Origin of the sequence: Patulibacter minatonensis DSM 18081, assembly GCF_000519325.1 — a bacterium.
GTDB lineage: Bacteria > Actinomycetota > Thermoleophilia > Solirubrobacterales > Solirubrobacteraceae > Patulibacter > Patulibacter minatonensis.
Genome location: NZ_KI912613.1, coordinates 4287229 through 4313214, shown reverse-complemented (window position 1 = coordinate 4313214; position 25986 = coordinate 4287229). Strand labels below are relative to the sequence as shown.

Here is a 25986-nt window from a genome sequence, read left to right as displayed (position 1 = left end):
TGACGTCGCCGTCACATATCCCCGTCGCGCCCGCGCGCTCCGGTGGGAGCCGGTGCGCGTGCGCGTCGTCGCCGGCCGACGGCACCGAGACCGCGGGGCGGCTGCCCTGAGCCCCTCGACCGGCGACCGGCCGGACGAGGAGCCCGGCGCCGGCTCCCGCCCGCCCGCCGCCGACGGGGCCCCGGACGGGTCGGGCGACGCGTCGCCGATGCGTCGTCGGGCGCGGCGTGCCCGGGCGAAGGGCCGCGAGCGCCGCGACCAGGTCCGCGAGCGCACGAAGGAGCGGACGGAGCTCGTCCGCGAGCGCACCCGGGAGCGCACGGAGCAGGTCCGCGAGCGCACCGAGGAGGTCCGCGACCGCGCGATGGAGCGCACCGAGCACGTCCGCGAGCGCACGCGCGAGCTGACCGAGCCCGCGCGGATGACCGTCTACCGCCTGTTCGGCATCGACCGGTCCGGACCGCCGCCGATCGAGACCCTGGCGGGACAGCCGCTGCGGGTCTGGACGATCCCGAACGTCGTCGGCCTGATCCGGCTGGCGTTCATCCCCGTCTTCCTCGTGCTCGCGCTGCGGACGGACGAAGGCACCGACCTCGTGCCGGCGCTCGTCTTCTTCGCGATCGCCGCGTCCGACTACCTCGACGGCTTCCTCGCCCGCCTGACCGGGCAGTACAGCCGCTTCGGCACCCTGCTGGACCCGCTGACCGATCGTGCACTGATCGTCGCGGGCGGCGTCGTGTGCTGGCACTTCGACCTGCTGCCGCGCGAGGCGCTCGCGATCCTCGTGGTCCGCGAGGCCTACACGACCGACGCGGCCCGCCGTGCGCTGAAGAAGGACGTCCGTCTCGGGGTCAACTGGTGGGGGCGCCTCGCCGTCTGGCCGCTGATGTCCGGGCTGTTCGCCGCACTCGTCGGCGTCGGGTGGCCCGCGAAGGTCGCCGTCGTGATCGGGGTGGCGATGGCGATCATGGCGACCATCCGCTACGAGCGCGACGGGCGGCGGCAGCTCCGCGAGCGCGCCGCGGCCGAGGCCACGGCGGCCACGGATGCGCACGCCGGTCCGGCCGGCTGAGCTGGACCCTCAACCGGAGGTTCAGATCTTCGCCGGGACCGCTGGTATGCTCGCGGCGGCGCCCCTCACCATCGGAGCACCCCCACACCATGGACGACACCTTTCCCGACCTCGGCAGCCTCCCGGACGAGGAGCTCAAGGCGATCATCGACCGCCTCACGACCGAGGAGACGGAGGTCAGCTATCGCCGCCGCATCCTGCACGGCCAGATCGACATCCTGCGCGCCGAGCTCGTGAGTCGCCTCCGCCTCCGGCACGACGAGGGCGGCACCGTCATCCACGGCTCCGACGTCGACCGGCTGACGGAGATCCTCTCCGGGCGCGTCGGCGGACTGCGTCCCGTGCCCGACGAGGAGCCGACGGTCGAGCGTGACGAGGGCGAGGACGCGAAGGACTGATGGCGGTCCACTGCCCCGAGTGCGGGTTCGTGGCCGGCACGGCCGCGAACTTCTGCCCCAAGTGCGGGGCGTACCTGGCCGACGTGGGGTCGCCGAACGAGCCCACCACCGCCACCTACCACCTGCAGGAGTCCGGCGAGATCGCCGCGCTCGACGTCGGCGCGCTGCAGGAGCAGGGCGGCGCCGCCCTGGTGGTCCGGGCAGGCGGCGGCCGCGAGGGCGAGAGCGTCCCGCTGCAACGCGACCGCGTCACGATCGGCCGACGGCCGGAGAGCGACATGTTCCTCGACGACGTGACGGTCTCGCGCGACCACGCCCTCGTCGTGGCCCGCGCCGACGGCTGGCACATCGACGACCTCGGGTCGCTGAACGGCACCTACGTCAACCGCGGCCGGATCGACAGTGCGCTCCTGCACGACGGCGACGAGGTCCAGGTCGGCAAGTTCAAGCTCACGTTCCTCGGTCGCTGAGCGCCCCGTGTTCGCACTGTCCGGAGCGGAAGGCGGAGCCGGCGTCCCCGGGCAGGTCGCTTCACCGGACGCCGCCGCGCAGCGGCCCGCACCGGCGGTCCGCTCCGGTCGGCCGCTGACCATCGGGCAGGTCTGCAAGCTCCTCGTCGGCGAGTTCCCGGACATCTCGATCTCGAAGATCCGGTACCTCGAGGAGCAGAAGCTCCTCCAACCACGCCGCACGTCCGGCGGGTACCGGCTCTTCAGCACCGACGACGTCGACCGCCTGCGGACCATCCTCCGCCTGCAGCGCGACGAGTTCCTGCCGCTGCGCGTCATCCGCCAGGAGCTCGCCGCCGGGAGGGGCCAGGACGCCCCCCGCGTCTCGGGGCCGGGCGAGCCCGACGAGGACCCCGGGGATCCCGGCGCGCCACGCACCGGTCCGATCGCCCTGCGGGGCGGGGGCACCGCCCTCCACACGCTCGAGCAGCTCTGCGACGACACCCGCGCCAGCGCGGCGCTCGTGAAGGAGCTCCGCGACTTCGGCGTCGTGCAGGGCACCACGCGCGACGGGGCGATCGTCTTCGACGACGACGAGCGCGAGATCGTCCGCGCGGCGGTCGAGCTCTCCCACTACGGCGTGGGCGGACGCCACCTTCGCGTCCTGCGGAGCTCCGCCGACCGCGAGGGGGCGCTCCTCGAGCAACTGCTCGGCCCGTCCCTGCGGTCGCGCAGCGCCGAGCGCCGCTCGGAGGCCGTCGACGCCCTCGAGACGCTCGCCGCCACGACGATGCGGCTCAAGCACCTGCTGCTCGTGCGCGACCTGCGACGCTTGGTCCCGTGAGTCGTGAAGAGACCGCCGGCGTCGACCTGAAGGACCACGTCGTCGACATCCCGGACCACCCGACGCCCGGGGTGACGTTCCGCGACATCTCGCCGGTGCTCGCGCACCCCGAGGCGCTGGCGGCCGCCGTCGACCGCCTGACCGAAGCCGCCCGCGACCTCGGCGTGCAGCGCGTGATCGGTGCCGAGGCCCGGGGGTTCCTCCTCGGGCCCGCCGTCGCCCGGGAGCTCGGGGCCGGCTTCATCCTCGCCCGCAAGCCCGACAAGCTGCCCCGCGCGACGATCGGCGTCACCTACGAGCTCGAGTACGGCACCGACGAGCTCCAGGTCCACGCCGACCTGCTGCCGTCGGGGACCAGGGTGCTCGTGCACGACGACCTGCTGGCGACTGGCGGGACGGCCCGCGCCCTGTGCGCGCTGGTGGAGCGCCTGGGAGGCGAGGTCGTCGGCTGCTCGTTCCTGGCCGAGCTCGCGTTCCTGGGTGGTCGCGCGGCCCTCGCGCCGCACGACGTGTTCTCCCTCATCTCCTACGAGGACTGACCATGGGCGCCATCGCCGAAGGATCGGCCAGCAAGACGACGGACGCGGCGCCCGAGGACGTCTGGCACCACATCAGCAACGCGACCCGCCTGCCGGCCTGGTGGCCGAAGGCGGAGCGCGCCGAGGACGTCCAGGGCGGACTCTTCACGCTGGTGCTGCGCTCGAGCCGCGGGGTCCCCGTCCGGACCGACTGGACGACGACGACCTCCAAGCGGCCGGAGGTCCAGCGCTGGGAGCAGCAGATCGTCAACACGCCGTTCGAGAAGGCGCTGAAGACGAGCGTCGTCGAGATCCGGCTCGAGCCGTCCGGCGACGGCACCCGCATCACGGTCACCGTCGAGCGCGAGCTGATCCAGAAGGGGATGCTCGCCGCCCGGATGGGCCGGAAGGCGTCGAAGGAGCAGGCCGGGCTCGCGCTCGACGGCCTGCTCCGGGTGATCAGCTCCGCGGGCTGATCCGGCCGACGAGGACGGTCGGGCCCGGCTTCGTCGGGGCCTGGGCGGTCTCGCGCGTGATGCGGACCGTCGTGTAGACGGACGGGTCGACGCTCGTGGACTGCCGCGTCTTCACGTCGATCCCGACGAACGGGATCTCCGCGCCCTCGGCGGAGGGCAGCGAGGCGAGGAAGATCGGGTCGGCGCCGTTCTTGTCCGCCCACGCGAAGTACCGCCGCTTCGACGTCACGGCCGGCAGGCCCTGCATCGCGACCGCGAGGACGGGGATCGACGCGTCCTGCTGGCTCACGGTCGGCTGCGCACGGCCGAGGGCCTTCGCGGCCGCGCCGGTGGCCGAGGACGGCGGCCGCAGCGTGATCGACTGCGGGAGGGCGGAGGCGAAGCGCGCGGCGTTCGCCTCGGCGGCCGCCTGCTGATCGGACGCCGTGCCGTCCGCGGCGGCCGTCGTGGTGCCCGGCGCGGAAGCCGAGGAGTCGCCCTTGTCGTCGCCCCCGGAGAACCCGCCCGCGATCCAGACCACGAGCAGGACGAGGACGACGACCGCGGCCGCGGACCCGGCGAGCACACGTGGGGACCGCGAGCCGAAGGGGTTGCTCGCCCGTCCGGCGCCGCCCTTGGTGCCGATCGCCGCGAACGCCGAGCCGGCGTCGTTCCCCGCAGCGGGACCGGCGGAGGCCGCGACCGTCGGCGCGACGGCGGGGGCCTCGGCGACGGGGGCCGGCTCCGGCGCGTCGTCGGCGATCGGGGTCGCGACGGGCTCGACCGCGGCCGCGGCGGGCTCCGGCGTCCCGGACGCCGCCCCGGGCAGCTCCGGCACCGGTCCGCCGAGGGGCTCGAGCTCCGTCGCCACCGTGGTCGCCCACAGCAGCGCCGGCGGGTGGTCTCGCAGGAGCGCGGCGGTCGACTCGCGTGCGGCACCGCCGTCCTGGCCCAGCAGGTGGTCGGCGATGCGGTCGCGGTCCTCGAGCTGCAGACCTGGGACGTCGTCGGGCGCGAGGCCGTCGACGGCGTCGAGGGCCCGTTCACGGACGCCCTCCGGGGTCAGGCCGAGCAACCCGGCGAGGTCCCCGTACGGCATCCGCCGCCGCAGCACGAGCTGCAGGGCGGCCTGCTGGTCCGGATGGAGCGCCTGCAAACGGGACATCGGCGGTGAGCCTATAGGGGCCCGGGTTACGGTGAGGTAAGAGGTTCCGCCGTCCCGCGCGTAGGATCCCCGCCGATGGAGTTCGAGACCGTGGTGTCCCCGGAGAAGACCCTCGACGGCCTGATCGGGCTGCAGGTGGGTGACCACGGCGAGGACTGGGCGGAGGCCTCGGTCCCGGTCGCCGACAAGGTGCGCCAGCCGATGGGGCTGGTGCACGGCGGGGTGTACGCCGCGATCGCCGAGTCGCTGACGTCGATCGCGACCGCCCGGGCGGTGGTGCCCCAGGGGTTCGTCGCCCAGGGCCTGTCGAACACCACCAACTTCCTGCGACCGTGCTTCGAGGGGACGGTGCACGCGCGCGCGGAGCGCCTCCACAAGGGGCGGACGACCTGGGTGTGGGACGTGCGGATGACCGACGACCAGGGCCGCGTCTGCGCCATCACCCGCATGGTCATCGCCGTCCGTCCGGCGGCCTGACCCCTCCGGGATGGCACTGGCGCCTCAACGTTCGTCTGGCGTGTCGGTACTCTAGGGAGCGGTGCACCGTGCACCCGGCTCCCATGGACCTCCGAGACCCCGACGACTTCGCGCGCGCCTACGCCGAGCACGCACCCGCTGCAGCGGGTGCCGCGGCGGCCGTCCTGGCGCCGGTCGGGCGCCGCTCGGACGTCGAGGACGTCGTCCACGACGTCTTCGTTCGGCTCTGGCGGGACCCCCGGCTCTTCGATCCGACACGCGGCCCGCTCGGCGCGTACGTGCGGATGGTCGCCCGGTCCCGCGCGCTGGACATCCTGCGCTCCGGGCAGGCCGCCGGCAGGGCCGCCGAGCGCCTCGCGGCCGCGCCGCCGCCGCTGCCGTCCGACGTCGTCGTGAGCGAGGCCGAGCGCAACGAGGCTCGCGCCGCGCTGATGCGCGCCATGTCCGCGCTCCCCGTCCCGCAGCGGGAGGCCATCGCGCTCGCCTGCTGGGGCGACCTCACGGCCAACCAGATCGCCGACCGCTCCGGGCTGCCGCTCGGCACGGTCAAGGGCCGCCTCCGGCTCGGGCTGGCGCGGATGCGGGCGGAGCTCGAGGGCTCCGAGCTCGCCGCCGCGACGGTCATGACGATGATCTCGTCCCTGCTCTGAGCAGGGATTCTTCGCAGGTCGTGGCGCCCCGACGCTCGCCTGGCGGGTGTGCGGCATCGCACGGGTGAGACCCGGATCCGCCCCTTAAGGTTCACGACACCTTCACCGATGCCGAGTCGGGGCGTGCCCGCACGCTCCGAACGGGGGACCCACCGCCGCACCGCTCTCCCTCGAGCGTCGCGGCACGGGGCGAATCGGACGCCGAGTCGTCCGTAGCGCCCTCCGGCCGTCCCGCACCCATGTGCGGTCCGTCCGGAGCTCGCGAGCCCGTCAGCTAACTCCGTAGGCGTCTTCTCGAAGAGGAGAACCCAACGTGACCCGTGACGCCGTCGTCACGCCGACCCGTGCCGCACTCGCGGCCGGTGCGGCGCTGGCCCTGACCGCAGCCGTCCCAGCCATGGCCTCCGCGCCGGGCGGGACCCCGACCCCGAGCTCCGGGGCCGCACCGTCGCAGACGACGGCCGCCCGCGAGACCCCCGTGACCGCAGCCGTGGCCACCCCCGCCGCCGTTCCGGCGAAGCGCCGGACGCCCGCGATCCGCGCGACCACCGAGCGGGGCTCCGGCCTCGTCGGACGGACCGCCGTCTACGCCGGCCGCGTCCGGCACCACTCGGCCGGACAGCACGTCCGGCTCGAGGAGCACCGCGGCTCGAAGTGGCGCGCCATCACCCGTGACGCCGTCGGTCGCGACGGGCGCTTCCGCGTCAGCACGAAGATCTCGTCGATGGGCGACCGGTCCGTCCGCCTGCGCATCGTGTCCAACTCGCGCGGCAAGGGCGACATCGAGCGCGTCGAGCCCGTCCACGGCTTCCGCCGCGCGTACGCGTCCTACTTCGGGCCCGGCCTCTACGGCAGCGCGCTCGCCTGCGGCGGCCACCTGAGCCCCGGTACCGTCGGCGTCGCCCACAAGTCGCTGCCCTGCGGCACCCGCCTGACGCTCCGCCTGGGCGACCGCCAGGTCGAGGCCCGCGTCGTCGACCGCGGCCCGTACGTCGCCGGTCGCGAGTTCGACCTCACGTCGGCCACGAAGTCGCGCCTGGGCTTCGGCTCGACGGGCAACGTGATGGTCGACCGATAGGGAAGGGGACCGGGCCCCGCCCCGGACGTCCCGGGGACCGCCGTGCAGGACTGCGGCAGGGTCCGGGGCACCCGGAAGGGACCGGGCCCCGCCCCGGACGTCCGGGGACCGCCGCGGAGGACTGCGGCAGGGTCCGGGGCACCCGGAAGGGACCGGGCCCCGCCCCGGACGTCCCGGGGACCGCCGTGCAGGACTGCGGCAGGGTCCGGGGCACCCGGAAGGGACCGGGCCCCGCCCCGGACGATCCCGCCGTCCGTCGGCGTAGTCTGGTGCGGTGGGGTCGGAGGGAACACCCGTTCGCTGCATCGGGCACCTGGACTGCGACGCGTTCTTCGCCTCCGTCGAGCTGCTGCGGCGCCCCGAGCTCCGCGGCAAGGCCGTGATCGTCGCCCACGACGGCCCGCGCTCGGTCGTCACGACGGCGACCTACGAGGCGCGGAAGTTCGGCGTGGGGTCCGCGATGCCGCTCGCGACGGCCAAGAACCGCTGCCCGCAGGCGATCATCGTCCCGCCCGACCTCGACGCGTACCGCGAGGCCTCGGCCGGCGTCATGGGCATCGTCCGCGACGAGGTCGAGATCGTCGAGCAGGTCAGCGTCGACGAGGCCTACATGGACCTGAGCGCCATGGCGATGCCCAAGAGCGCGATGCGCCGGCTGCAGGCGCGGATTCTGCGGGAGACCGAGCTGCACGTCTCGCTCGGCATCGGGCCGAACAAGCTCGTGGCGAAGCTCGCCTCCGACGCCGAGAAGCCCCGTGGCTTCTGCGTGCTCTCCCGGAAGGACGCCTGGCTCCGCTGGGCTGACGCCTCGCCCGGCATCCTCGGCGGCATCGGACCGAAGACGACCGACGACCTCGCCCGCCGCGGCGTGGCGACGATCCGCGCCCTCTCGAAGGTCGACGAGGCGACGCTCTCGGACTGGTACGGCCCCCGCACCGGACCGTGGCTGTGGCGGCGCTGCCGCTTCGACGACGACGCGCCCGTCGAGCCCGTCCGCGAGCCCGTCTCGGAGAGCCGCGAGACCACGTTCTCCGTCGACCTCTCCGACGCGGAGGAGCAGGAGGCCGAGCTCCGGCGTCTGTCGATCAAGCTCTTCGAGGCGCTGGAGAAGCAGGGCCGCCGTGGGCGCACGGTCGGCATCAAGGTCCGGCTGCGCGACTTCACGACGGTCACGCGCTCCCGGACGTTCCCCGTCCCCGTCGTCGACGAGGAGGTCCTCGCGGACGCCGCGATCGGGATGCTCCGCGAGTACGCCCCGGCGCTCCCCGTGCGGCTGCTCGGGGTCCGGATGGCGTCGCTCGAGCTCGAGGACGGGCCCGGGGTGCAGCTCGTGCTGCCGCTGTCGACCGGATGACCACCGGCCGGTCGGGGTCGCGGCGGGCCCGCTGGTAGACCTTCCGGAGATGCTCCACGCCGAAGTCGCAGGGGACGGACCCCCGGTCGTCCTCCTCCACGGGCTGACCGCCAGCCACCGCTACGTCGTGATGGGCAGCCGTCACCTGGAGCGGGCGGGCCACCGCGTCCTCACGTACGACGCGCGGGGGCACGGGGCGTCCGACCCCGCCGACGACCCGGCGGCCTACCGCTACGAGGACCTCGCCGAGGACCTCGTCGCGACGCTGGCCGCCCACGACATGCCCCGTGCGGTGCTCGTCGGGGCGTCGATGGGCGCGCACACGGCGCTGCGGGTGGCGCTCCACCGCCCAGAGCTCGTCTCCGGCGTCGTCGTCGTGACCCCCGCGTACGAGCCGGGGAACGAGACCGACGAGCGCACCCTCGCGGGGTGGGACCGGCTCGCGGACGGCCTCGAGCAGGGCGGTGCCGACGGGTTCGTCGACGCGTACCGCTTCGACCGGATCCCGGAGGCGTGGCAGGACACCGTCCGCAAGGTCATGCACCAGCGGCTCTCCGTCCACGAGCACCCCGGCGCGGTCGCCGCCGCCGTCCGTGCCGTGCCGCGGAGCGCCCCGTACGCGAGCCTCGACGACCTCGCCGCGATCCGCGTGCCGACCGTCGTCGTCGGCGACCGCGACGAGGCCGATCCGGGGCACCCGCTCGCGACGGCCGAGCGCTACGCCGAGGCGCTGCCCGACAGCGCGCTCGTCGTCGAGGACGAGGGGAAGTCGCCGATCGCCTGGCAGGGTGGGCAGCTCTCCCGCGTGATCGCGGACCTCGTCGCCCGGACGGACGCGGTCGGATGAGCTCCGCCGACCCGGTCGTCGCGATCGTCGACGAGCCCGCCGACCCCGACGCCCCGGCGCGCTACGTCGTCGGCCCGTCCGCGCGCGGGCCGTGGGACGAGGCCAGCGCCCACGGCGGTGCGCCCGCGGCGCTCCTGGCCCGCGCCGTCGAGCGCCGGGCGGGGGAGGGACAGCGCACGAGCTCGCTCTCCTACACGTTCCTGGGGCCCGTCCCGATCGGCGAGGTCGAGGTCCGTACCCGGATCGTGAAGCCCGGGAGCCGGCTGCAGGTCGTCCACGCCGAGCTCCACGCCGCGGGACGCGTGGCCATGGAGGTCCAGGCCGTCGTCCTGCGCCGCGGCGACGTCCCGCTGCCCGCCGGGATCGGGATGCCGTGGCCGGAGCTGCCGCCGCCCGAGGGCCTGGCGCCGACGCGGAGCTGGTTCCTCCCCGAGGACGCGACCGCCTTCCACCCGACCGCGATGGAGATCCGGGTCGCCGGGGCCCCGCTCGCCGAGCCCGCACCGGGCGGCAGGACCGCGTGGCTGCGCCTGCGCGTCCCCGTGGTCGCGGACGAGACGCCCACGCCGGCACAGCGGACGGTCGCCGCCGCCGACTTCGGCAACGGCCTCTCGGCGCCCGTCACGTTCGCGGACTACCTCTTCGTCAACTGCGACCTCCACGTCGCGCTGCACCGCGACCCCGCCGGCGAATGGATCGGCGTCCGTGCGCGGACCGAGCTGCACCGCGCCGGCACCGGGCTGACCACGAGCGAGCTGCACGACGCCGCCGGGCGCTTCGGGACCGCCACCCAGACCCTCTACGTCGAGCGGCGCTGACGGGGCGGGCGTCGTCGTCCGCTACGGTCCGGCGACGTGGACGGCGAACCCGGGGCGCAGGCGGACGACGGTGGGTGGATCCTCGATCCGCCCGGGATGCTCTTCGTCTACGAGCAGGGCGCGTTCCCGATGGACACGCTCGACGGCGACGGGTGCTTCCGCGTCGCGGCCTACCGGGCGGACCCGCGGGCCGTGCTCCCGCTCGAGCACGTCCGGATCCCCCGGACCCTCCGCCGCACGCTCCCGCGGCGCGGCTACGCCCTCACCGTGAACGCGGCGTTCGAGCGCGTGGTCTCCGCGTGCGCGGAGCGTCCCGGACTGCGACGCCAGGAGGTCTGGCTGACGCCCCGGCTCGAGGAGGCGTACTCCCGCCTGCACCGGTGGGGGCACGCGCGGAGCTTCGAGGTCTGGGACGGCGACGAGCTGGTGGGCGGCACGTTCGGGGTGACCATCGGTCGCGCGCACACGCTCGAGTCGATGTTCCACCGCGGTCCCGACGCCGGGACGGCCGCGGTGCTCTCCGCGGCGGTCCGCATCCGCGACGCGGGCTACGCCGTGCTGGACGTCCAGCAGCGCACGCCCCACACCGCGCGCCTCGGCGTCGTCGAGGTGCCCGAGCCGGCGTTCCAGCAGCGCCTGCGGACCGCGCTCGTCGGGGGCCTCCGGCCGCTCGACCTCGACGGTGCGACGGGGCCGTCGGACGGGGCCGCGCTCGTCGGGCCCTGAGCGGCGCGCCCTCAGCGGAGCGAGCGGAAGGTCTTCCAGGTGCGGAGCTCCTTGCCGCCGGCGGTCAGCATGCCGGAGCGCCACTCCTCCGCCGGGCCCGGATCCTGCAGCTGGTACCAGGTGAACGACCGGACGTGCTCGCGCTTGGCGTAGTTCCACGCCAGGCGCAGCCACCGCGCCGCCTGCGCGTCCGGGGTCCTCGCCGACCCGTGGGTGCGGTACGCGAACTCGGTGATGTGGACGTTGCGCGACGCCTTCGCGGTGATGCGACCGGCCCGGGCGAGCGCCCGGATCTGGCGCATCGTGCCCTTGAGGTTGCCCATCGTCCACGCGTCGGACGGGTAGCGGCGCGCGACCGGGCTGAGGAAGAAGTCGTGCGTGTGGATCGCGAAGCCGTCCGCCAGGAGCTTCGTCCGGCACGACTTCGTGCGGTTCAGCGAGCGGTAGCTGGCGTTCAGGCAGAGGGCCTTGCGGAAGAACGACCCCGGGTTCACCGCGTTCGTCGTCCGGGCGTTCGGAGCGGGCTCGCCGACGTAGACCTTGGCGCCGGGATCGGTGCGCTTGAACGAGCGGTACGCCGCGTTCGACATCGTCACCCACGTCCGCGGCTGGTTCTGCGGCCACATCGACTTGAAGTTCGGCTCGTTCCAGGTGAGGTAGCCGGCCAGGCGGATCGGGCGGAACGCCTTGCCCATCGAGGCGGTGAAGTCCGAGAAGCGGGAGATCAGCGTCGCGTTGATCCTCCGCGGCACCGCGCGCTTGCGGTTGATCGCGGCGTAGATGCCGACGATGAGCTTCGCGTCGTGCGCCTTCGCGTCGTCGGCCGCACGGAGGATGCGGGCCGCGACGTCGGGGGCGATCGTCCGCTGGACGCCGTCCCAGGAGACCAGGAGCCGCACCCGGCCGACCTTCGCGCGCTTCGCGTGGGTCCAGAACCGCGCGCGGTCCTGCGGATCGTCCGAGAGCGTCAGCTTGGTGTCCTGGAGACCCTTGACCATGGCGGGCTGCGCGGCACGGGCGTGCGGGACGACGGCGAGGCACGCGAGGACGGCCGCGAGCGCCAGGAGTGCGCGCCGGGCTGGTGAGCGGAGGAGACTCGGCATCGGCGGGATGCTAGGGCGTGGGCGGTGTGCGCCGCGCCGGGGGCGACGCGCTCCGCGCGGCGCGACCTGGCGCCCGCACGTTGGCCCGTGGGTGCTTGCGCCATGTCCGGATCGTGTGGGAGGGTCGATCGCAGTCCGGATCCCCCGCCGGACGTGACCAGGAGGATCCCCCTCATGCAGCTCCACCGAGCACTCGCGCTCGGCGTGCTGACGGCCGCCTGCGCGGCCTCGGCCGTCCCAGCGTCCGCCGCGCCCACGAGCACGCGGCAGTACACGGTCGTCGCGAAGAACGGCACCACCGAGAAGACCTTCCGCGCCGCGGTGCGGTCGGCCGGCGGTCGCACGACCGACTACAACCGCGCCGTCGCCGTCGGCAGCGCGACCGCCCCGGACAGCTTCGCCCGCCGCGCGATCGCCACGCGCAGCATCACCGCGGCGTCCGAGCGACGCGTGATCGGCAGCGTGCCGCAGGCGTCACCCCGGTCCGCGGCGGCGAAGCGGATCGCCCGTCAGCGCCTGCTCGAGCGCGACCAGCCGCTCCGCGACAGCCTCCGCGGCCGCCCGCCGGCGCCGAACCCGCCCGCCACCGGTGTCGAGCCGCTGGCCCCGCTGCAGTGGGACATGGCCGCGATCGGCGCGAGCTCGTCGGGCAGCTACCGCTTCGGTCAGGGCGAGGGCGTGCGCGTCGGGATCATGGACACCGGCGTCGACGGCGCGCACCCCGACATCGCGCCGAACTTCGACCGCGCGCTCTCCCGGAACTTCACGACCGACGATCCGCTGATCGACGGACCCTGCTCCGAGGACCCCGACGGCTCGTGCACCGATCCGGCCGACGTCGACGAGGACGGCCACGGCACCCACGTCGCCGGCACGATCGCGGCACCGCTGAACGGCGCGGGCATCGCCGGCGTCGCGCCGAGGGCCTCGATCGTCAACCTCCGCGCCGGGCAGGACTCGGGCTACTTCTTCGCCCAGCCCACGGTCGACGCGCTCACCTACGCCGCCGACCACGGCATCGACGTCGTGAACATGAGCTTCTACGTCGATCCGTGGCTCTACAACTGCCGCAGCAACGCGGCGGACTCCCCGGCGGCGCAGGCACAGCAGCGGACGACGATCGTCGCCGTGCAGCGCGCCGTCGACTACGCCCGCCGGAAGGGCGTCCTGCCGGTCGCGGCGCTCGGCAACGAGAACACCGACATCGACGACCCGAAGGTCGACGGCGTGTCGCCCGACTACCCGCCGGACGCCGCGTACGAGCGGACGATCGACAACGGCTGCCTGAGCGTCCCGACCGAGACCGACGGCGTCGTCGGCGTCTCGTCGACCGGTCGCAGCGGTCGGAAGGCGTACTACTCGAACTGGAGCCTGAAGGAGACCCAGGTCGCGGCCCCGGGCGGGGACACCCGCGACTTCTTCGGCACCGCGCAGTACCGGTCGCCGGAGAACGGGATCCTCGCGCCGTACCCCGAGGCGGTCGCACGCACGGTCGGGGACGTCGACGCCGCCGGCGAGCCGACGACGCCGTTCGTGGTGAAGGACGTCTCGTCCGGGAAGCCCGCGTACTACCAGTACCTCCAGGGCACCTCGATGGCGAGCCCGCACGCCGCGGGCGTCGCGGCGCTCGTCGTCGCGGCGGAGGGCAGGCGGGACCGTCGGGGCGGCGGCGTGACGCTGGACCCGAAGCAGACCGAGCGGCTCCTCAGCCGCACGGCGACCCCGACGGCGTGCCCGGCGGGCGGCGTCCAGACGTACCCGGACCCGGAACTCGACCCCGCGCTCTATACCGCGCGGTGCACCGGGACGACGAGCCACAACTCGTTCTACGGGGACGGCGTGGTCAACGCCCTCCAGGCGGTGCAGCTCGGGAGGCGCTGAGCGGGGCGGGAGGTCCGGGTCCGGGGCGGCGCGCCCCGGACCCGTAGGCTCGTCCGGTGCCCGCCGACCTCGCCGCGCTGTGGCGCCGCGCCCAGCGCGGCTGGCCGGCGTCCTACCCCGTCGTCCAGTTCCCGAACGCGCCGCTGCTCGTCGCGATCGGCGCGTCGCTCTTCGCGAAGGCCGCCTCGGGGGACGCCTCCGACCTGCTCGCCGCGGTCTCGCGGGTCGGTGTGACGATCTGGGCGTACCTCGAGCTCGCGCACGGCGACGACGCGTTCCGGCGCGTGCTGGGCGCCGGCGGGCTGGTGTACGTCGCCGTCGCGATCTCCGGCGTGACCGACTGACGTCAGGCCGGCAGGTGCCCGGCGGCCGCGGCGGCCACGAGGTCCGGTGCCGTCCACGCCTCGGCGATCCGCACGACCGTCGCCGACGCGGCGGCCATCTCCTGCAGCGACGCCCACTCGCGCACCGAGTGGTACTCGTGCCCGCCGGTGAAGACGTTCGGGGTCGGGAGGCCCATGGCGCTCAGCTGCGAGCCGTCGGTGCCGCCGCGGATCGCGGTGCGCACCAGCGCGAGGCCCTCGGCCTCGATCGCGCGCTCCGCGGCGGTCACGACGGCCGGGAACCGCGCGATGTGGTCGCGCATGTTCGGGTACTGCGGCGTGACCTCGACCGACAGCGTCGCACGCGGCTCGTCGGCAGCGACCTCCGCGACGATCGACCGCAGGAGGTCGGCGTGCTGCGCGAGCAGGTCGTCGTCGAAGTCGCGGACGATCGCGCGGATCTCGGCGCGGGCGGCGGTGGCCGTGGTCTCGTAGACGTGGATGAAGCCATCGCGTCCGGAGGTCTGCTCGGGGGTGAGCTCCGGCGGCAGCGCCGCCACGATCCGGGCGGCCAGGCGCGTGGCGTTGACGAGCTTGCCGGTCGCGAAGCCGGGGTGGACGTCGTGGCCCTCGATCGTGACGACCGCCTCCGACGCGGTGAACGTCTCGTCCTGCAGCTCGCCCGGCTCGGAGCCGTCGACCGTGTAGGCGCAGACGGCGCCGAAGCCGGGGACGTCGAAGCGGTGCGCGCCGCGGCCGATCTCCTCGTCCGGCGTGAAGCAGACCCGCAGCGTGGGGCGGGGCAGCTCGGGACGCGCGGCCAGATGTGCCAGCGCGGTGACGATCTCCGCGACGCCCGCCTTGTCGTCCGCACCGAGCAGCGTGTCACCGCTCGACGTCACGACGTCGTGGCCGACGCGCGAGGAGAGCTCGGGCATCCGCTCGGGATCGAGGACCGTCCCGTCCTTCGGCAGCGCGATCGTCGTGCCGTCGTACGCGCGGTGGACGAGCGGCTCGACGCCCTCGCCCGGCGCGTCGGGGCTCGTGTCGACGTGGCTGATCAGGCCGACGACCGGCCAGGGCGTCCCGTCGGGTGCGGCGTCCGTCGTCGCCGGGAGCGTGGCGTACACGTAGCCGTCGTCGTCGAGGACCACGTCGTCCAGCCCGATCTCGCGGAGTTCGTCGACGAGGAGGCGCGAGAGGTCGAGCTGGCGGGCGGTCGACGGGCTCGTCGTCGCCTCGCGGTCGGACTGCGTGGAGACCCGCGCGTACCGCACGAACCGCTCGAGCAGCCCGGGCGCGAGCTCCTCCGCCAGGGACGACGTGAACGGCGCGCGCGGGACGGTGGAGGCCATGGGGGAAGCCTGCCAGATGCGTCAGGCCTCCCCGTCGGCCGCGCGCCGGAGCGCCGCGAGGTCGAGCTTGCGCATACCGAGCATCGCCTTCATCGCCCGGCCAGCGCGCTCGCGGTCGGGGTCGGAGAGGACCTCGCCCATCCCCTTCGGCACGACCTGCCACGAGAGCCCGAAGCGGTCCTTGCACCAGCCGCACCTGCTCTCCGCGCCGCCGCCGGCGATCAGGGCCTCCCAGTAGCGGTCGACCTCCTCCTGGTCCTGGCACTCGATCTCGAAGGACACCGCCTCGTCGAACGTGAACTGCGGGCCGCCGTTGATGGCGCAGAAGCGGGTGGCACCGAGCCGGAAGACGACGAGCATCACCGTGCCCTCGTCGCGCATGCCCTCCGGGCCGTAGCGGTGGACGTCGAGGATCTCGGCGTCCGGGAAGACCGAGACGTAGAACTCGGCGGCTTCATGGGCCTGGGTGTCGAACCAGAGGTTCGGGGTGATGGTGGGGGCGGAGACGTCGGGCACGGTGGTCCTCGGGTCGGGCGGCCGGATCCGCGCAGGCGGATCCGGGGCCGGCGGGCGGTCGTTCGGGACGAGGACCGCGCCGGCTCCGCGAACTCATCGGTGCGAGGATCTTCGGTACAGGTGTGCACTCAGGTGCTACTCTGAGTAGGAAAGGTGTACGCGGTCGTATCGAGACCGTGCGACGCCGTCGTCCCATCGACCCGGATCGCCACGAGATGAACCTGACCGACCGAGGAATGGCCCTGGGCCTCCGCGCGCTGAACCGCTTCGCGGGCTCCGAGCTGATCGACCGCCTGGGAGCCCGGAGCGCCAGCGAGCGCGTCGTGCGCATCGGTGCGCACCGCGGCTTCCAGGCGGCGGGCACCGTGGGGCGCACGTTCGCCAAGCGCTCCGGCGGGGGCTCGGCGTCGCGCCTGAAGCCCGCACGCACCGGCAACGGGCTGTTCGACCTGACGCCCGACGACGAGCAGGAGATGATCCAGTCGGCCGCGCGAGACTTCGCCGCGACCGAGCTGCGTCCCGCCGCCGAGGCCGCCGACACCGCCTGCGCGATGCCCGAGGGCCTGCTCCTGAAGAGCACCGAGATCGGGACCACGCTGCTCGGCGTGCCCGAGGCCGCCGGCGGCGCCGTCGAGGAGCGCTCGGCCGTCACGTCCGTGCTGCTCGCCGAGGCGCTCGCGCACGGCGACCTCGGCCTCGCCTACGCCGTCCTGGCGCCGGCCGCGGTATCGACCGCGCTGGGCCTCTGGGGCGACGCCGACCAGCAGGCGACCTACCTGCCCGAGTTCGTCGGCGAGGACGTCCCGACCGCCGCGCTCGCCGTCCAGGAGCCGCGGCCGCTGTTCGACCCGTTCGCGCTGCGGACGACCGCGACCCGCGACGGCGAGGACTACGTGCTCTCCGGCGTGAAGTCCCTCGTGCCGCACGTCGGGACCGGCGAGCTGTTCGTCGTCGCCGCCGACCTCGCGGACCATCCGGCGCTGTTCCTCGTCGAGTCGAAGACCGCCGGCGTCCTGACCGAGCCCGAGCCCGCGATCGGTCTGCGCGCCGCGGCCACCGGGCGCCTGGTGCTGAAGGACGTCCGCGTCCCGGCCTCCGCGCTGCTGGGCGGCGGCGACCCCGACGTCTACGCCGAGGCGATCCGCCTGGGCCGCATCGCCTGGGCCGCGCTGGCCACCGGCACCGCGCAGGCGGCGCTCGACCACGTCATCCCGTACGTCAACGAGCGCGAGGCGTTCGGCGAGCCCGTCTCGCACCGCCAGGGCGTCGCGTTCACCGTCTCGAACATGGCGATCGACCTCGAGAGCCTCCGGCTGACGACCTACCGCGCGGCGAGCCGCGCGGACATGGGCAAGAGCTTCGCCCGCGAGGCCGCGCTGGCCCGGAAGCTCACCGCCGACAAGGGCATGGAGATCGGCTCGCAGGCCGTCCAGATGCTCGGCGGCGCGGGCTACGTGAAGGACCACCCGGTCGAGCGCTGGTACCGCGACCTGCGGGCCGCCGGCGTCATGGAAGGGGCCCTTCTCGTCTGACAGGGGACCGGGCCCCGTCCCGTGTCTCTCGGGTCCGCACCGCGTCGGACCGTGAAGGACACGTGACACCCGGTTCTCCGACCAGGGGCGACGGCGTGCCGTCGGCCCACAGCCTTCCGAAGACCAAGGATCGAAATCCGATGATCAATCTCGAGACCCCCAAGAAGTTCGCGCCCCTGATCGGGCAGGCCAAGCAGGTCGCCCGCGAGGTGCTGCGCCCGAACTCCCGGAAGTACGACGCCGCCGAGCACGAGTACCCGAAGGAGCTCGACATGCTGGCCGCGCTCATCGACGGGCTCAACGACTCCGGCTCCGGCGGCGCCGGCGCCACCGGTGTGCGCGCGTCGAAGGACACGGGCGAGGGCAACCGCAACGGCACGAACATGTCGACCGCGCTGTCGGTCATGGAGACCTGCTGGGGCGACGTCGGCCTGACGCTCACGATGCCCCGTCAGGGCCTCGGCAACTCGGCGATCGCCTCCGTGGCGTCCGACGAGCAGCTCGAGCGCTTCGAGGGCAAGTGGGCGGCGATGGCGATCACCGAGCCGTCGGTCGGCTCGGACTCGGCCAACATCCGCACCACCGCCCGCTACGACGAGGCGACGGACGAGTACGTCCTCAACGGCACGAAGATCTACGTGACGTCCGGCGAGCGCGCCGACCTCGTCGTCGTCTGGGCGTCGCTGGATCTCTCGAAGGGCCGTGCCGCGATCAAGTCGTTCGTCGTCGAGCGCAGCAACCCGAACATGCAGCTGATCCGCCTGGAGCACAAGCTCGGGATCCGGGCGTCCGACACCGCGCAGTTCGAGCTCGTCGACTGCCGGGTCCCGGCCGCCAACCTGCTCGGCACGCCGGAGATCGACGCGAAGAAGTCGTTCGCCGGCGCGATGCAGACGTTCGACAACACCCGGCCGCTCGTCGCCGCGATGGCCGTCGGCGTCGCCGAGGCGGCGCTCGACTTCACGCGGAAGCAGCTGGAGGACGCCGGCGTCACGATCGACTACGACCGCCCCGCGGCCCTGCAGGTCGGTGCCGCGCAGACGTTCCTCGAGCTCGAGTCGGACGTCGAGGCCGCGCGCCTGTTGACGATGCGCGCCGCGTGGATGGCCGACAACCGGCTGCCGAACTCGCTGCACGCCTCGTACGCCAAGGCCAAGGCGGGTCGGACCGGCACCGACGTCGCGCTGCGCTGCGTCGAGCTCTGCGGCTCGATCGGCCTGAGCGAGGCCGACCTGCTCGAGAAGTGGTCCCGCGACGCGAAGATCCTCGACATCTTCGAGGGCACCCAGCAGATCCAGCTGCTGATCATCGCGCGCCAGCTGCTGAAGAAGAGCTCGGCCGAGCTGAAGTAGGGCCCGGCGTGCCCGCGAGCGGCGGGGCGCCCGTCTTCTCATCTACTGGCCCGCCGTCCGCCGCCCTGGTTGCATCGACGTCATGTGCATCCAGTGCGCGGCGGGCGCGATGACGGCCGTGGCGGGCGCCTCGGGCATGCGGATGTGGCTCGAGGCCCGCTTCCCCTGGCTCATGGGCCCGCGGACGAAGAAGATCGTGCGCCGGTCGCTGGTGGGTGTCGGGCTGCTCGTGGCAGGGCTGCTCGGGGGGAGCGGGGCGGCGCCGGCGTCGGCGACGGCCCCGTCGTCCGTCACGCATCAGCGGGCTGCGCTCGTCGCGCCGGTCGCCGCCCGCTCGGCGACCGGGCGGTAGGGAGCGGGGGCACTCACACCGCCGGTCAGAATTCTCCTTCTATCGGGGGACTCCAACGCCGCGATCCGCGGCGACGACACCCGACGGGCCGCACAAGTACCGTTCTGTCGCGACGCCCGACCGCCGCCGCCGTCGCGGTGGCGGTGCCAGGACCACGCCGCGATGCTCTCGAGCACACAACCACACCCGGAACCACCAGCCGGTCGGCGCCGGTGGATCGGATGAACGCCCAGATGCAGAAAAGGATTCGCCCATGGTGATCGGTGTACTGAGGGAGGCGCAGGCCGGGGAGACCCGCGTCGCGGCCACCCCCGCGACCGTCCAGCAGCTGCTCAAGCTCGGCTACGAGGTGACCGTGGAGACGGGCGCCGGCGAGGCCTCGAGCTTCACGGACGAGGCCTACACGGAGGCCGGCGCGACCATCGGCGACCCGCTCGCCGCGGACGTCGTCTTCGGCGTCAACGCTCCCGCCAGGGCGCAGCTCGACGGCCTGAAGCCGGGCGCGACGCTGATCGCTCTGCTCTCGCCGCGGCTCGACCAGGCGATGGTCGACGACCTCGCCCGGCGCCCGATCACGGCGCTCTCGATGGACGCGGTGCCGCGCATCTCCCGCGCGCAGTCGCTCGACGTGCTCTCGTCGATGGCGAACATCGCCGGGTACCGCGCGGTCGTCGAGGCCGCCCACACCTACGGGCGCTTCTTCACCGGGCAGGTCACCGCCGCTGGCAAGGTCAATCCGGCGAAGATCCTGGTCGCCGGCGTCGGCGTCGCAGGGCTCGCCGCCATCGGCGCGGCCGGCAGCATGGGCGCGATCGTCTACGCGACCGACCCGCGGCCCGAGGTCGCCGACCAGGTCAAGTCGCTCGGCGGCGAGTACCTCTCGGTCGAGTCCGAGGAGGCGCAGGTCAGCGCCACGGGCTACGCGAAGGAGATGTCCGACGACTACAACACCCGCGCGGCGAAGCTCTACGCCGAGCTCGCGACGGACGTCGACATCATCATCACGACGGCGCTCATCCCGGGCCGTCCCGCGCCCACGCTGATCACCGCCGAGATGGTGGCCAGCATGAAGCCCGGCTCCGTGATCGTGGACATGGCCGCCCAGAACGGCGGCAACGTCGAGGGCACGGTCAAGGGCGAGGCCGTCGTCACCGAAGGCGGCGTGACGATCCTCGGCTTCACGGACCTCGCGGGCCGTCTGCCCGCGCAGGCGTCGCAGCTCTACGGCACGAACCTCGTCAACCTCATGAAGCTCATGACGCCCGAGAAGGACGGCGTCCTGGTCCTCGACTCCGAGGACGTCGTCCAGCGCGGCATCACGGTCGTCGACGACGGCGAGCTGGCCTGGCCGCCGCCCGAGGTCCAGGTGTCGGCGGCGCCCACGGCCCCGCCGAAGGAGGTGGCCCCGCCGCCCCCGCCGAAGGAGCCGATGTCGGACACCACGCGCCTGGGCTTCGTGCTCGCCGCGGCCGCGCTGTTCTTCGGCCTGGTGGCGATCTCGCCCGAGGTGCTCGTGCCGCGCCTCACCGTCTTCGCCCTGGCGATCGTCATCGGCTACTACGTGATCGGCCACGTGCACCACGCGCTGCACACGCCGCTCATGTCGGTGACCAACGCGATCTCCGGGATCATCGTCGTCGGCGGCCTGCTGCAGATCGGGCACAGCAACGACACGATCACGGCCGTCGCGTTCGTGGCGATCCTGTTCGCGAGCATCAACGTCTTCGGTGGCTTCGCGGTGACCCGCCGCATGCTCGCCATGTTCTCGAGGAGCTAGCGGAATGACCGTCACCGTTCCGGCCCAGGCCGCATACCTCGTCGCAGCGCTGCTCTTCATCGCCGCGCTGGCAGGACTCTCCAAGCACGAGACCGCGAAGGTCGGTCTGCGCTACGGCATGGCCGGCATGGCGGTCGCCCTGATCGCCACCGTCTGGCTCGCCATCGACGCCGACATCAAGGACATCGGGCTCGTCCTGCTCCTCGTCGCCGTCGTCATCGGCGCGGCGATCGGGATCTGGCGCGCCCGCATCGTCGAGATGACCGGGATGCCCGAGCTCATCGCCCTGCTCCACAGCTTCGTCGGCATGGCCGCCGTCCTCGTCGGCTGGAACGGCTTCCTGCTCGTCGAGAACGACAAGAACGGCGAGGAGGCGCTGCACCTGGACGTCCTCGGGACGCTCGGGATCCACCACGCCGAGGTCATGATCGGCGTCTTCATCGGCGCCGTGACGTTCACGGGCTCGATCGTCGCCTACCTGAAGCTCTCGGGGAAGATCGACTCCAAGCCGCTGATGCTGCCGGGCAAGAACCTGATCAACGTCGGGTCGCTCGTCGTCTTCGCCGGGCTGACCGTGTGGTTCTGCGCCAGCCCCGGCATCGTGCCGCTCATCCTCGCGACGATCCTGGCGCTCGCGCTCGGATGGCACCTCGTCGCCTCGATCGGCGGCGGCGACATGCCGGTCGTCGTCTCGATGCTGAACAGCTACTCCGGCTGGGCGGCCGCCGCCTCGGGCTTCCTGCTCGAGAACGACGCGCTCATCATCACCGGCGCGCTCGTGGGCTCCTCCGGTGCGTACCTGAGCTACATCATGTGCCAGGCGATGAACCGGTCGTTCATCTCCGTCATCGCCGGTGGCTTCGGCATCGAGGCGCCCGCGGGCGACGGCGACACCGACTACGGCGAGCACCGCGAGGTCGACGCCGAGGGTGCAGCCGAGCTCCTGAAGAGCGCGAAGTCCGTGATCATCACGCCCGGCTACGGCATGGCCGTCGCCCAGGCGCAGCACGGCGTCGCCGACCTGACGCGCAAGCTGCGGGACGCCGGTGTGGAGGTCCGCTTCGGCATCCACCCCGTCGCCGGGCGCCTGCCGGGCCACATGAACGTCCTCCTGGCCGAGGCGAAGGTCCCGTACGACATCGTCCTCGAGATGGACGAGATCAACGACGACTTCGCGGAGACGTCGGTGGTCCTCGTGATCGGCGCCAACGACACGGTCAACCCGGCCGCCGCCGACGACCCGAGCAGCCCGATCGCCGGCATGCCCGTCCTGCACGTCTGGGAGTCCGAGAACGTGATCGTCTTCAAGCGCTCGATGGCCTCGGGCTACGCGGGCGTGCAGAATCCGCTGTTCTTCCGCGAGAACACGCAGATGCTGTTCGGCGACGCGAAGGACCGCGTCGAGGACATCCTCAAGGCTCTCTGAGTCCCGGTCGCGGCGTCGCGCTCCCCCGATGACGGGGGAGCGCGGGCCGCGATTCTCATCTGGTTGTCAGATGAGACTGAGTCTCATAGAACGGAGGGATGACCGCACCCCTCACCGACGACGGCCGGCTGCCCGTCACCGTCCTCTCCGGCTTCCTCGGCGCCGGGAAGACCACCCTCCTGAACCAGCTCCTGAAGAACCGCGAGGGTCGCCGCGTGGCGGTGATCGTCAACGACATGAGCGAGGTGAACATCGACGCCGAGCTCGTGGACCGCGCGGGCACGGGGGAGAGCGCCCTCTCGCGGGTCGACGAGCAGCTCGTGGAGATGAGCAACGGCTGCATCTGCTGCACGCTGCGGGAGGACCTCCTCGTCGAGGTCGGTCGGCTCGCCGAGCAGGGGCGCTTCGACGCGCTGGTCATCGAGTCGACCGGGATCAGCGAGCCGCTGCCGGTCGCCGAGACGTTCACCTTCGAGGACGAGGACGGCCGCTGCCTGGGCGACGTCGCGCGCCTGGACACGATGGTCACCGTCGTCGACGCCGCGCGGTTCGTCGACGACATCGGCTCCACGGACGACATCGCCTCTCGGGGCGAGAGCCTCGGCGAGGACGATGAGCGCACGGTGGTCGATCTCCTGATCGACCAGGTCGAGTTCGCGGACCTCGTCGTGCTCAGCAAGTGCGACCTCGTCGATGCGGAGCGGCTCCAGCGCACCGAACACGTCGTCCGGCAGCTGAACCGCGGCGCGCGGATCGTCCGCGCCGAGCACGGCGAGGTGCCGCTCGGCGAGCTCCTGGACACCGGGCGCTTCGACTTCGACGAGGCCTCCGAGCACCCCGGCTGGCTCCAGGTCCTCCGCGGGCAGGAGGAGCCCGAGACCGAGGAGTACGGGATCGGCAGCTTCGTCTTCCGGCAGCGCCGCCCGTTCCACCCGCAGCGCCTCTGGGACGCGGTCCACGAGGCGTGGCCGGGCGTCGTGCGGTCGAAGGGCTTCTTCTGGCTCGCCAGCCGGCCGGCGCTCGTCGGCGAGTGGTCGACCGCCGGGCCGATCCTGAACCTCCGCGCCGTGGGCACCTGGTGGGCGACGCAGCCCGAGACCGCGTGGCCCGACGAGATGCGCGAGCGCCTGGCCGAGGACTGGCACCCGGACTACGGCGACCGCCGGCAGGAGCTGGTCTTCATCGGCCAGGGGCTCGACCGCGACGCCCTGATCGCCCGGCTCGACGCGGCGCTGCTGACCGACGCGGAGCTCGCCCGCGGCCCGCGGTGGGGCCGCGCGCTCCCGGACCCGTGGCCCCGCTGGGGCACCGACGCGATGCACCACCACGGGCACGACGACGCGGTCGACGCGCGGGCGGCGTAGGGGACGGGCTCGACGACGCGGTCGATGCGCGGGCGGTCCGGGCAGGGCGGCGCGCCGCTCGGGCACGCGACGCGGGCCGGGACAACGTGACGAGCCCCCACGGGCGACAGAGGGGGTTGTCACGTCATGCTCGTCCCGGCCCGGAGAACGTGACGACCCCCGACCGTCGGACCGGGGGATCGTCACGTTCTCCGGGGTGACACCTCCACGATGCGTGCCGAGTCAAGTCGCGTTTTGTGGTGTAGCTCGGTTTCGTGATCCGTGAGCGGCTCTGGGTCGGAGGTCGTGGGTCGCGTGGTGCCCGGGTCGGGAGCCCGTAGGGCGAGCGGTCCGGGCACCACGCGCGTGGTCTGGGTCAGGCGGCGAGCTGCACCGGCAGCGCCTCAGTGGTGGTTTCGGTGCGGTTGAGAACGCGGCGCATCGAGGTCTCCGAGAGGTACCGGCGACCGACGAGCCATTCGTCGTTTTGCTCCAACAGCACCATGCCGGCCAACCGCAGCAGCGCCTGGTCGTTGGGGTAGATCCCAACCACGTCGGAGCGACGGCCGATCTCGCGGTTGAGGCGCTCCAGCGGGTTGGTCGACCTGAGCTTCGGCCAGTGCTCGCTGGGGAAGTCGTAGAAGCCGAGGAGGTCGTCCTCAGCACCTTCCAGCAGCCGGGCGACCTTCGGTGCGGGGCCCTCGAGCTGCTGCACGACCTCGCCGAGCTTGATGCGGGCGGCCTGGCCGGAGTCGGCGGTGAAGATCTGCCGGATCGCGGCGGTGACGAGCTGCCGTTGCGCGGCGCCGACGTGGCCGGTCATGTCGCGAGCGAAGTGCACGCAGCACCGCTGCCACCGCGCGGAGAGGACGCGACCGATCGCGTTCTTCAGACCCTGGTGCGCGTCGCTCATCACCAGCTGCACGCCGGCCAGGCCACGCGCCCGGAGCGAGTGCAGGAACTCGGTCCAGAACGCTTCGGTCTCGGACTCGCCGACGTCGAGACCGATGACCTCACGGACACCGGCCGCGGTCACGCCCGGCCGCACGCCCGCCTCGACGTCGGACTGCTTGATCCAGTTCGTCAGACACGACTCACTGATCCCGAAATCCTTCGCGATCTGCTTGATCGTCGTCGCCCCATCACGAGCCCTCGCGACCCGGACCACGTCCTCCTTGAACTCCCGCGGATACGGCTTCGGCACGCTGCACATCCTCTCTGGTGGCACCCCAGGGCACCACACGTCAGATGTCACCTACCGATGCAGCAGACCCCTTCGACAGGCCCTGCAGGCCCATCTGCTCAACCAACCGATCGACCTTCCGGGTCGAGACACCGTTGACGTAGGCCTCCTGCACGACGGCCACCAACGCCTGCTCGTAACGCTTCCGGGGCTCAAGGAACGACGGCAGATACGAGCCCTGGCGAAGCTTCGGCACCGCCACGTCGATCGTGCCCGCCCGCGTGTCCCACCGCCGGTGGCGGTACCCATTTCGGTGGGTTGAGCGGTCCTCGGATCGCTCGCCGAGCTCCGCACCGACGAGCTGGGAGACCTCGGCCTCGATCAGCTCGCGGACCATGAACGCGACGCTCTCGCGGACGAGATCGCCGTGCTCGGACAGCATTCTCTCGACCGCGTCGCGCGTGGTCGTCTTACCCTGGCTCTGGGCCATCGTGATGTTCCTTCTGGGTCGTGGGGGCCTCCGCCAAGAAGACCCACGGTCTCGATGCGAACGTCGCGGTGGCCCGCCTTCGACGGCCCACCGCGCTCCTCACCGAGCTACACCACTTCTATCTACTTGACCGCGTGCCGCCCGATCCGGACCGCCCGGCGGCCGATGCTCGTCGGCTCCCCGCACGACCACGAGGTGCCACGGGTCGCATTTCGCCGGCACCGTGACACGTCGTGGTCGTCCAGCGACCGCGATGTGCCACGGGTCGGCGAACCCTGAGGGCTCGGCACCTCGCAGTCGCTCCCCGCCCCCCGCCCCCCGTTCGCCGTCCGCCCGCCGGCCTGTCGGCGACATCCCGCCGCCTGCTGACCCCCACCGCGGACTGCCGACCGCCCGCTGCCTTCCGGCTCGAACTGCCGCCCGCCGAACGCCCGCCCACTACCAGCCGGCTCGGTCCGCCGTCAGCCGGCCCCGGTCCGCCGCCAGCCGGCACCGGCCCGCC

Annotated in this window: 26 protein-coding genes and 1 pseudogene; 21 read left to right on the top strand and 6 right to left on the bottom strand. The window is 73.1% G+C overall.

Features of this window, described 5'->3' with window-relative positions:
* Window positions 1-208 precede the first annotated feature (208 nt).
* The 6 genes from PATMI_RS35155 (at window position 209) to PATMI_RS0120145 (ending at window position 3757) form a co-directional block, all read left to right on the top strand.
* Complete coding sequence (locus PATMI_RS35155; RefSeq protein WP_245604230.1) at window positions 209-1072, top strand: CDP-alcohol phosphatidyltransferase family protein; 864 nt, start codon at window positions 209-211, stop codon at window positions 1070-1072.
* 89 nt (window positions 1073-1161) lie between these two features.
* A complete protein-coding gene (locus PATMI_RS31960) occupies window positions 1162-1470 on the top strand; it encodes an RsiG family protein (protein ID WP_051472084.1) in 309 nt (102 codons plus the stop codon).
* Entirely contained in the window at window positions 1470-1940 is a 471-nt protein-coding gene (locus PATMI_RS38585) for an FHA domain-containing protein (protein WP_036726195.1), read from the top strand. Before PATMI_RS31960 ends, PATMI_RS38585 begins: the two co-directional genes overlap by 1 nt.
* Before the next feature lie 7 nt (window positions 1941-1947).
* The gene (gene ftsR, locus PATMI_RS31955) at window positions 1948-2763 is read left to right on the top strand and encodes a transcriptional regulator FtsR (protein ID WP_245604229.1); all 816 of its coding nucleotides are present in this window, start codon (window positions 1948-1950) and stop codon (window positions 2761-2763) included.
* Window positions 2760-3302, top strand: coding sequence for an adenine phosphoribosyltransferase (locus PATMI_RS0120150; protein ID WP_026912190.1), 543 nt, complete (start codon window positions 2760-2762; stop codon window positions 3300-3302). The genes ftsR and PATMI_RS0120150 overlap by 4 nt, the downstream gene beginning before the upstream one ends.
* Before the next feature lie 2 nt (window positions 3303-3304).
* Window positions 3305-3757: an SRPBCC family protein gene (locus tag PATMI_RS0120145; protein WP_026912189.1), complete on the top strand. Its 453-nt coding sequence runs from the start codon at window positions 3305-3307 to the stop codon at window positions 3755-3757.
* Here the strand turns inward: PATMI_RS0120145 and PATMI_RS0120140 are convergent.
* Complete coding sequence (locus PATMI_RS0120140; protein WP_157260878.1) at window positions 3741-4901, bottom strand: hypothetical protein; 1161 nt, start codon at window positions 4899-4901, stop codon at window positions 3741-3743. The two genes, PATMI_RS0120145 and PATMI_RS0120140, sit on opposite strands and share 17 nt — an antisense overlap.
* 75 nt (window positions 4902-4976) lie before the next feature.
* On the opposite strand from PATMI_RS0120140, the gene PATMI_RS0120135 reads away from it, so the two are divergent.
* From PATMI_RS0120135 to aat, 7 genes are all read left to right on the top strand, one after another.
* Complete coding sequence (locus PATMI_RS0120135) at window positions 4977-5378, top strand: PaaI family thioesterase (RefSeq protein ID WP_036726191.1); 402 nt, start codon at window positions 4977-4979, stop codon at window positions 5376-5378.
* Between the two features lie 83 nt (window positions 5379-5461).
* Window positions 5462-6028, top strand: a complete 567-nt coding sequence (locus PATMI_RS31950; RefSeq protein WP_051472083.1) for an RNA polymerase sigma factor — start codon at window positions 5462-5464, stop codon at window positions 6026-6028.
* Window positions 6029-6341: 313 nt separating this feature from the next.
* The gene (locus PATMI_RS35150; protein ID WP_026912186.1) at window positions 6342-7106 is read left to right on the top strand and encodes a septal ring lytic transglycosylase RlpA family protein; all 765 of its coding nucleotides are present in this window, start codon (window positions 6342-6344) and stop codon (window positions 7104-7106) included.
* A 274-nt stretch (window positions 7107-7380) separates the two neighbouring features.
* The gene (gene dinB / locus PATMI_RS31940) at window positions 7381-8460 is read left to right on the top strand and encodes a DNA polymerase IV (protein ID WP_051472082.1); all 1080 of its coding nucleotides are present in this window, start codon (window positions 7381-7383) and stop codon (window positions 8458-8460) included.
* A 49-nt stretch (window positions 8461-8509) separates the two neighbouring features.
* Entirely contained in the window at window positions 8510-9307 is a 798-nt protein-coding gene (locus PATMI_RS0120115) for an alpha/beta fold hydrolase (protein ID WP_026912185.1), read from the top strand.
* Window positions 9304-10125 carry a thioesterase family protein gene (locus PATMI_RS31935; RefSeq protein ID WP_051472081.1) on the top strand — a complete coding sequence of 274 codons (822 nt, stop codon included), beginning with the start codon at window positions 9304-9306 and terminating at the stop codon, window positions 10123-10125. Before PATMI_RS0120115 ends, PATMI_RS31935 begins: the two co-directional genes overlap by 4 nt.
* Window positions 10126-10161: 36 nt before the next feature.
* Entirely contained in the window at window positions 10162-10851 is a 690-nt protein-coding gene (gene aat, locus PATMI_RS31930) for a leucyl/phenylalanyl-tRNA--protein transferase (RefSeq protein WP_051472080.1), read from the top strand.
* An 11-nt stretch (window positions 10852-10862) separates the two neighbouring features.
* On the opposite strand, the gene PATMI_RS0120100 is transcribed toward aat, so the two are convergent.
* On the bottom strand, window positions 10863-11954 hold the full coding sequence (locus PATMI_RS0120100; RefSeq protein ID WP_026912184.1) for a hypothetical protein: 1092 nt from the start codon (window positions 11952-11954) through the stop codon (window positions 10863-10865).
* Window positions 11955-12128: 174 nt separating this feature from the next.
* Between PATMI_RS0120100 and PATMI_RS0120095 the strand changes: the two genes are divergently transcribed.
* Entirely contained in the window at window positions 12129-13835 is a 1707-nt protein-coding gene (locus tag PATMI_RS0120095) for a S8 family serine peptidase (RefSeq protein ID WP_036726187.1), read from the top strand.
* A gap of 56 nt (window positions 13836-13891) precedes the next feature.
* Complete coding sequence (locus PATMI_RS31925; RefSeq protein WP_036726184.1) at window positions 13892-14179, top strand: hypothetical protein; 288 nt, start codon at window positions 13892-13894, stop codon at window positions 14177-14179.
* A gap of 2 nt (window positions 14180-14181) precedes the next feature.
* On the opposite strand, the gene pepT is transcribed toward PATMI_RS31925, so the two are convergent.
* Together pepT and PATMI_RS0120080 are read right to left on the bottom strand one after the other, a co-directional pair.
* Window positions 14182-15513: a peptidase T gene (gene pepT / locus PATMI_RS31920; protein ID WP_084270115.1), complete on the bottom strand. Its 1332-nt coding sequence runs from the start codon at window positions 15511-15513 to the stop codon at window positions 14182-14184.
* A gap of 21 nt (window positions 15514-15534) precedes the next feature.
* Entirely contained in the window at window positions 15535-16029 is a 495-nt protein-coding gene (locus tag PATMI_RS0120080; RefSeq protein WP_026912182.1) for a VOC family protein, read from the bottom strand.
* A gap of 236 nt (window positions 16030-16265) precedes the next feature.
* Here PATMI_RS0120080 and PATMI_RS0120075 point away from each other — a divergent pair, with 236 nt between their 5' ends.
* From PATMI_RS0120075 to zigA, 6 genes are all read left to right on the top strand, one after another.
* Window positions 16266-17561 (top strand): acyl-CoA dehydrogenase family protein, encoded by a 1296-nt coding sequence (locus PATMI_RS0120075; RefSeq protein WP_026912181.1) that lies wholly within the window; start codon window positions 16266-16268, stop codon window positions 17559-17561.
* A gap of 140 nt (window positions 17562-17701) precedes the next feature.
* Complete coding sequence (locus tag PATMI_RS0120070; protein WP_026912180.1) at window positions 17702-18913, top strand: acyl-CoA dehydrogenase family protein; 1212 nt, start codon at window positions 17702-17704, stop codon at window positions 18911-18913.
* An 82-nt stretch (window positions 18914-18995) separates the two neighbouring features.
* Complete coding sequence (locus PATMI_RS0120065; protein WP_026912179.1) at window positions 18996-19265, top strand: hypothetical protein; 270 nt, start codon at window positions 18996-18998, stop codon at window positions 19263-19265.
* Window positions 19266-19518: 253 nt separating this feature from the next.
* Window positions 19519-21042 (top strand): Re/Si-specific NAD(P)(+) transhydrogenase subunit alpha, encoded by a 1524-nt coding sequence (locus tag PATMI_RS0120060; RefSeq protein ID WP_026912178.1) that lies wholly within the window; start codon window positions 19519-19521, stop codon window positions 21040-21042.
* A gap of 4 nt (window positions 21043-21046) precedes the next feature.
* Window positions 21047-22468 (top strand): Re/Si-specific NAD(P)(+) transhydrogenase subunit beta, encoded by a 1422-nt coding sequence (gene pntB / locus PATMI_RS0120055; RefSeq protein ID WP_026912177.1) that lies wholly within the window; start codon window positions 21047-21049, stop codon window positions 22466-22468.
* A gap of 98 nt (window positions 22469-22566) precedes the next feature.
* Complete coding sequence (gene zigA, locus PATMI_RS0120050) at window positions 22567-23832, top strand: zinc metallochaperone GTPase ZigA (RefSeq protein WP_026912176.1); 1266 nt, start codon at window positions 22567-22569, stop codon at window positions 23830-23832.
* 355 nt (window positions 23833-24187) lie between these two features.
* Here zigA and PATMI_RS31915 read toward each other — a convergent pair whose 3' ends face one another.
* Window positions 24188-25015 carry an IS256 family transposase gene (locus PATMI_RS31915; protein ID WP_026912175.1) on the bottom strand — a complete coding sequence of 276 codons (828 nt, stop codon included), beginning with the start codon at window positions 25013-25015 and terminating at the stop codon, window positions 24188-24190.
* A gap of 43 nt (window positions 25016-25058) precedes the next feature.
* Window positions 25059-25436: pseudogene (locus PATMI_RS31910) on the bottom strand (transposase); the annotation flags it as partial.
* Between the last annotated feature and the right edge of the window lie 550 nt (window positions 25437-25986).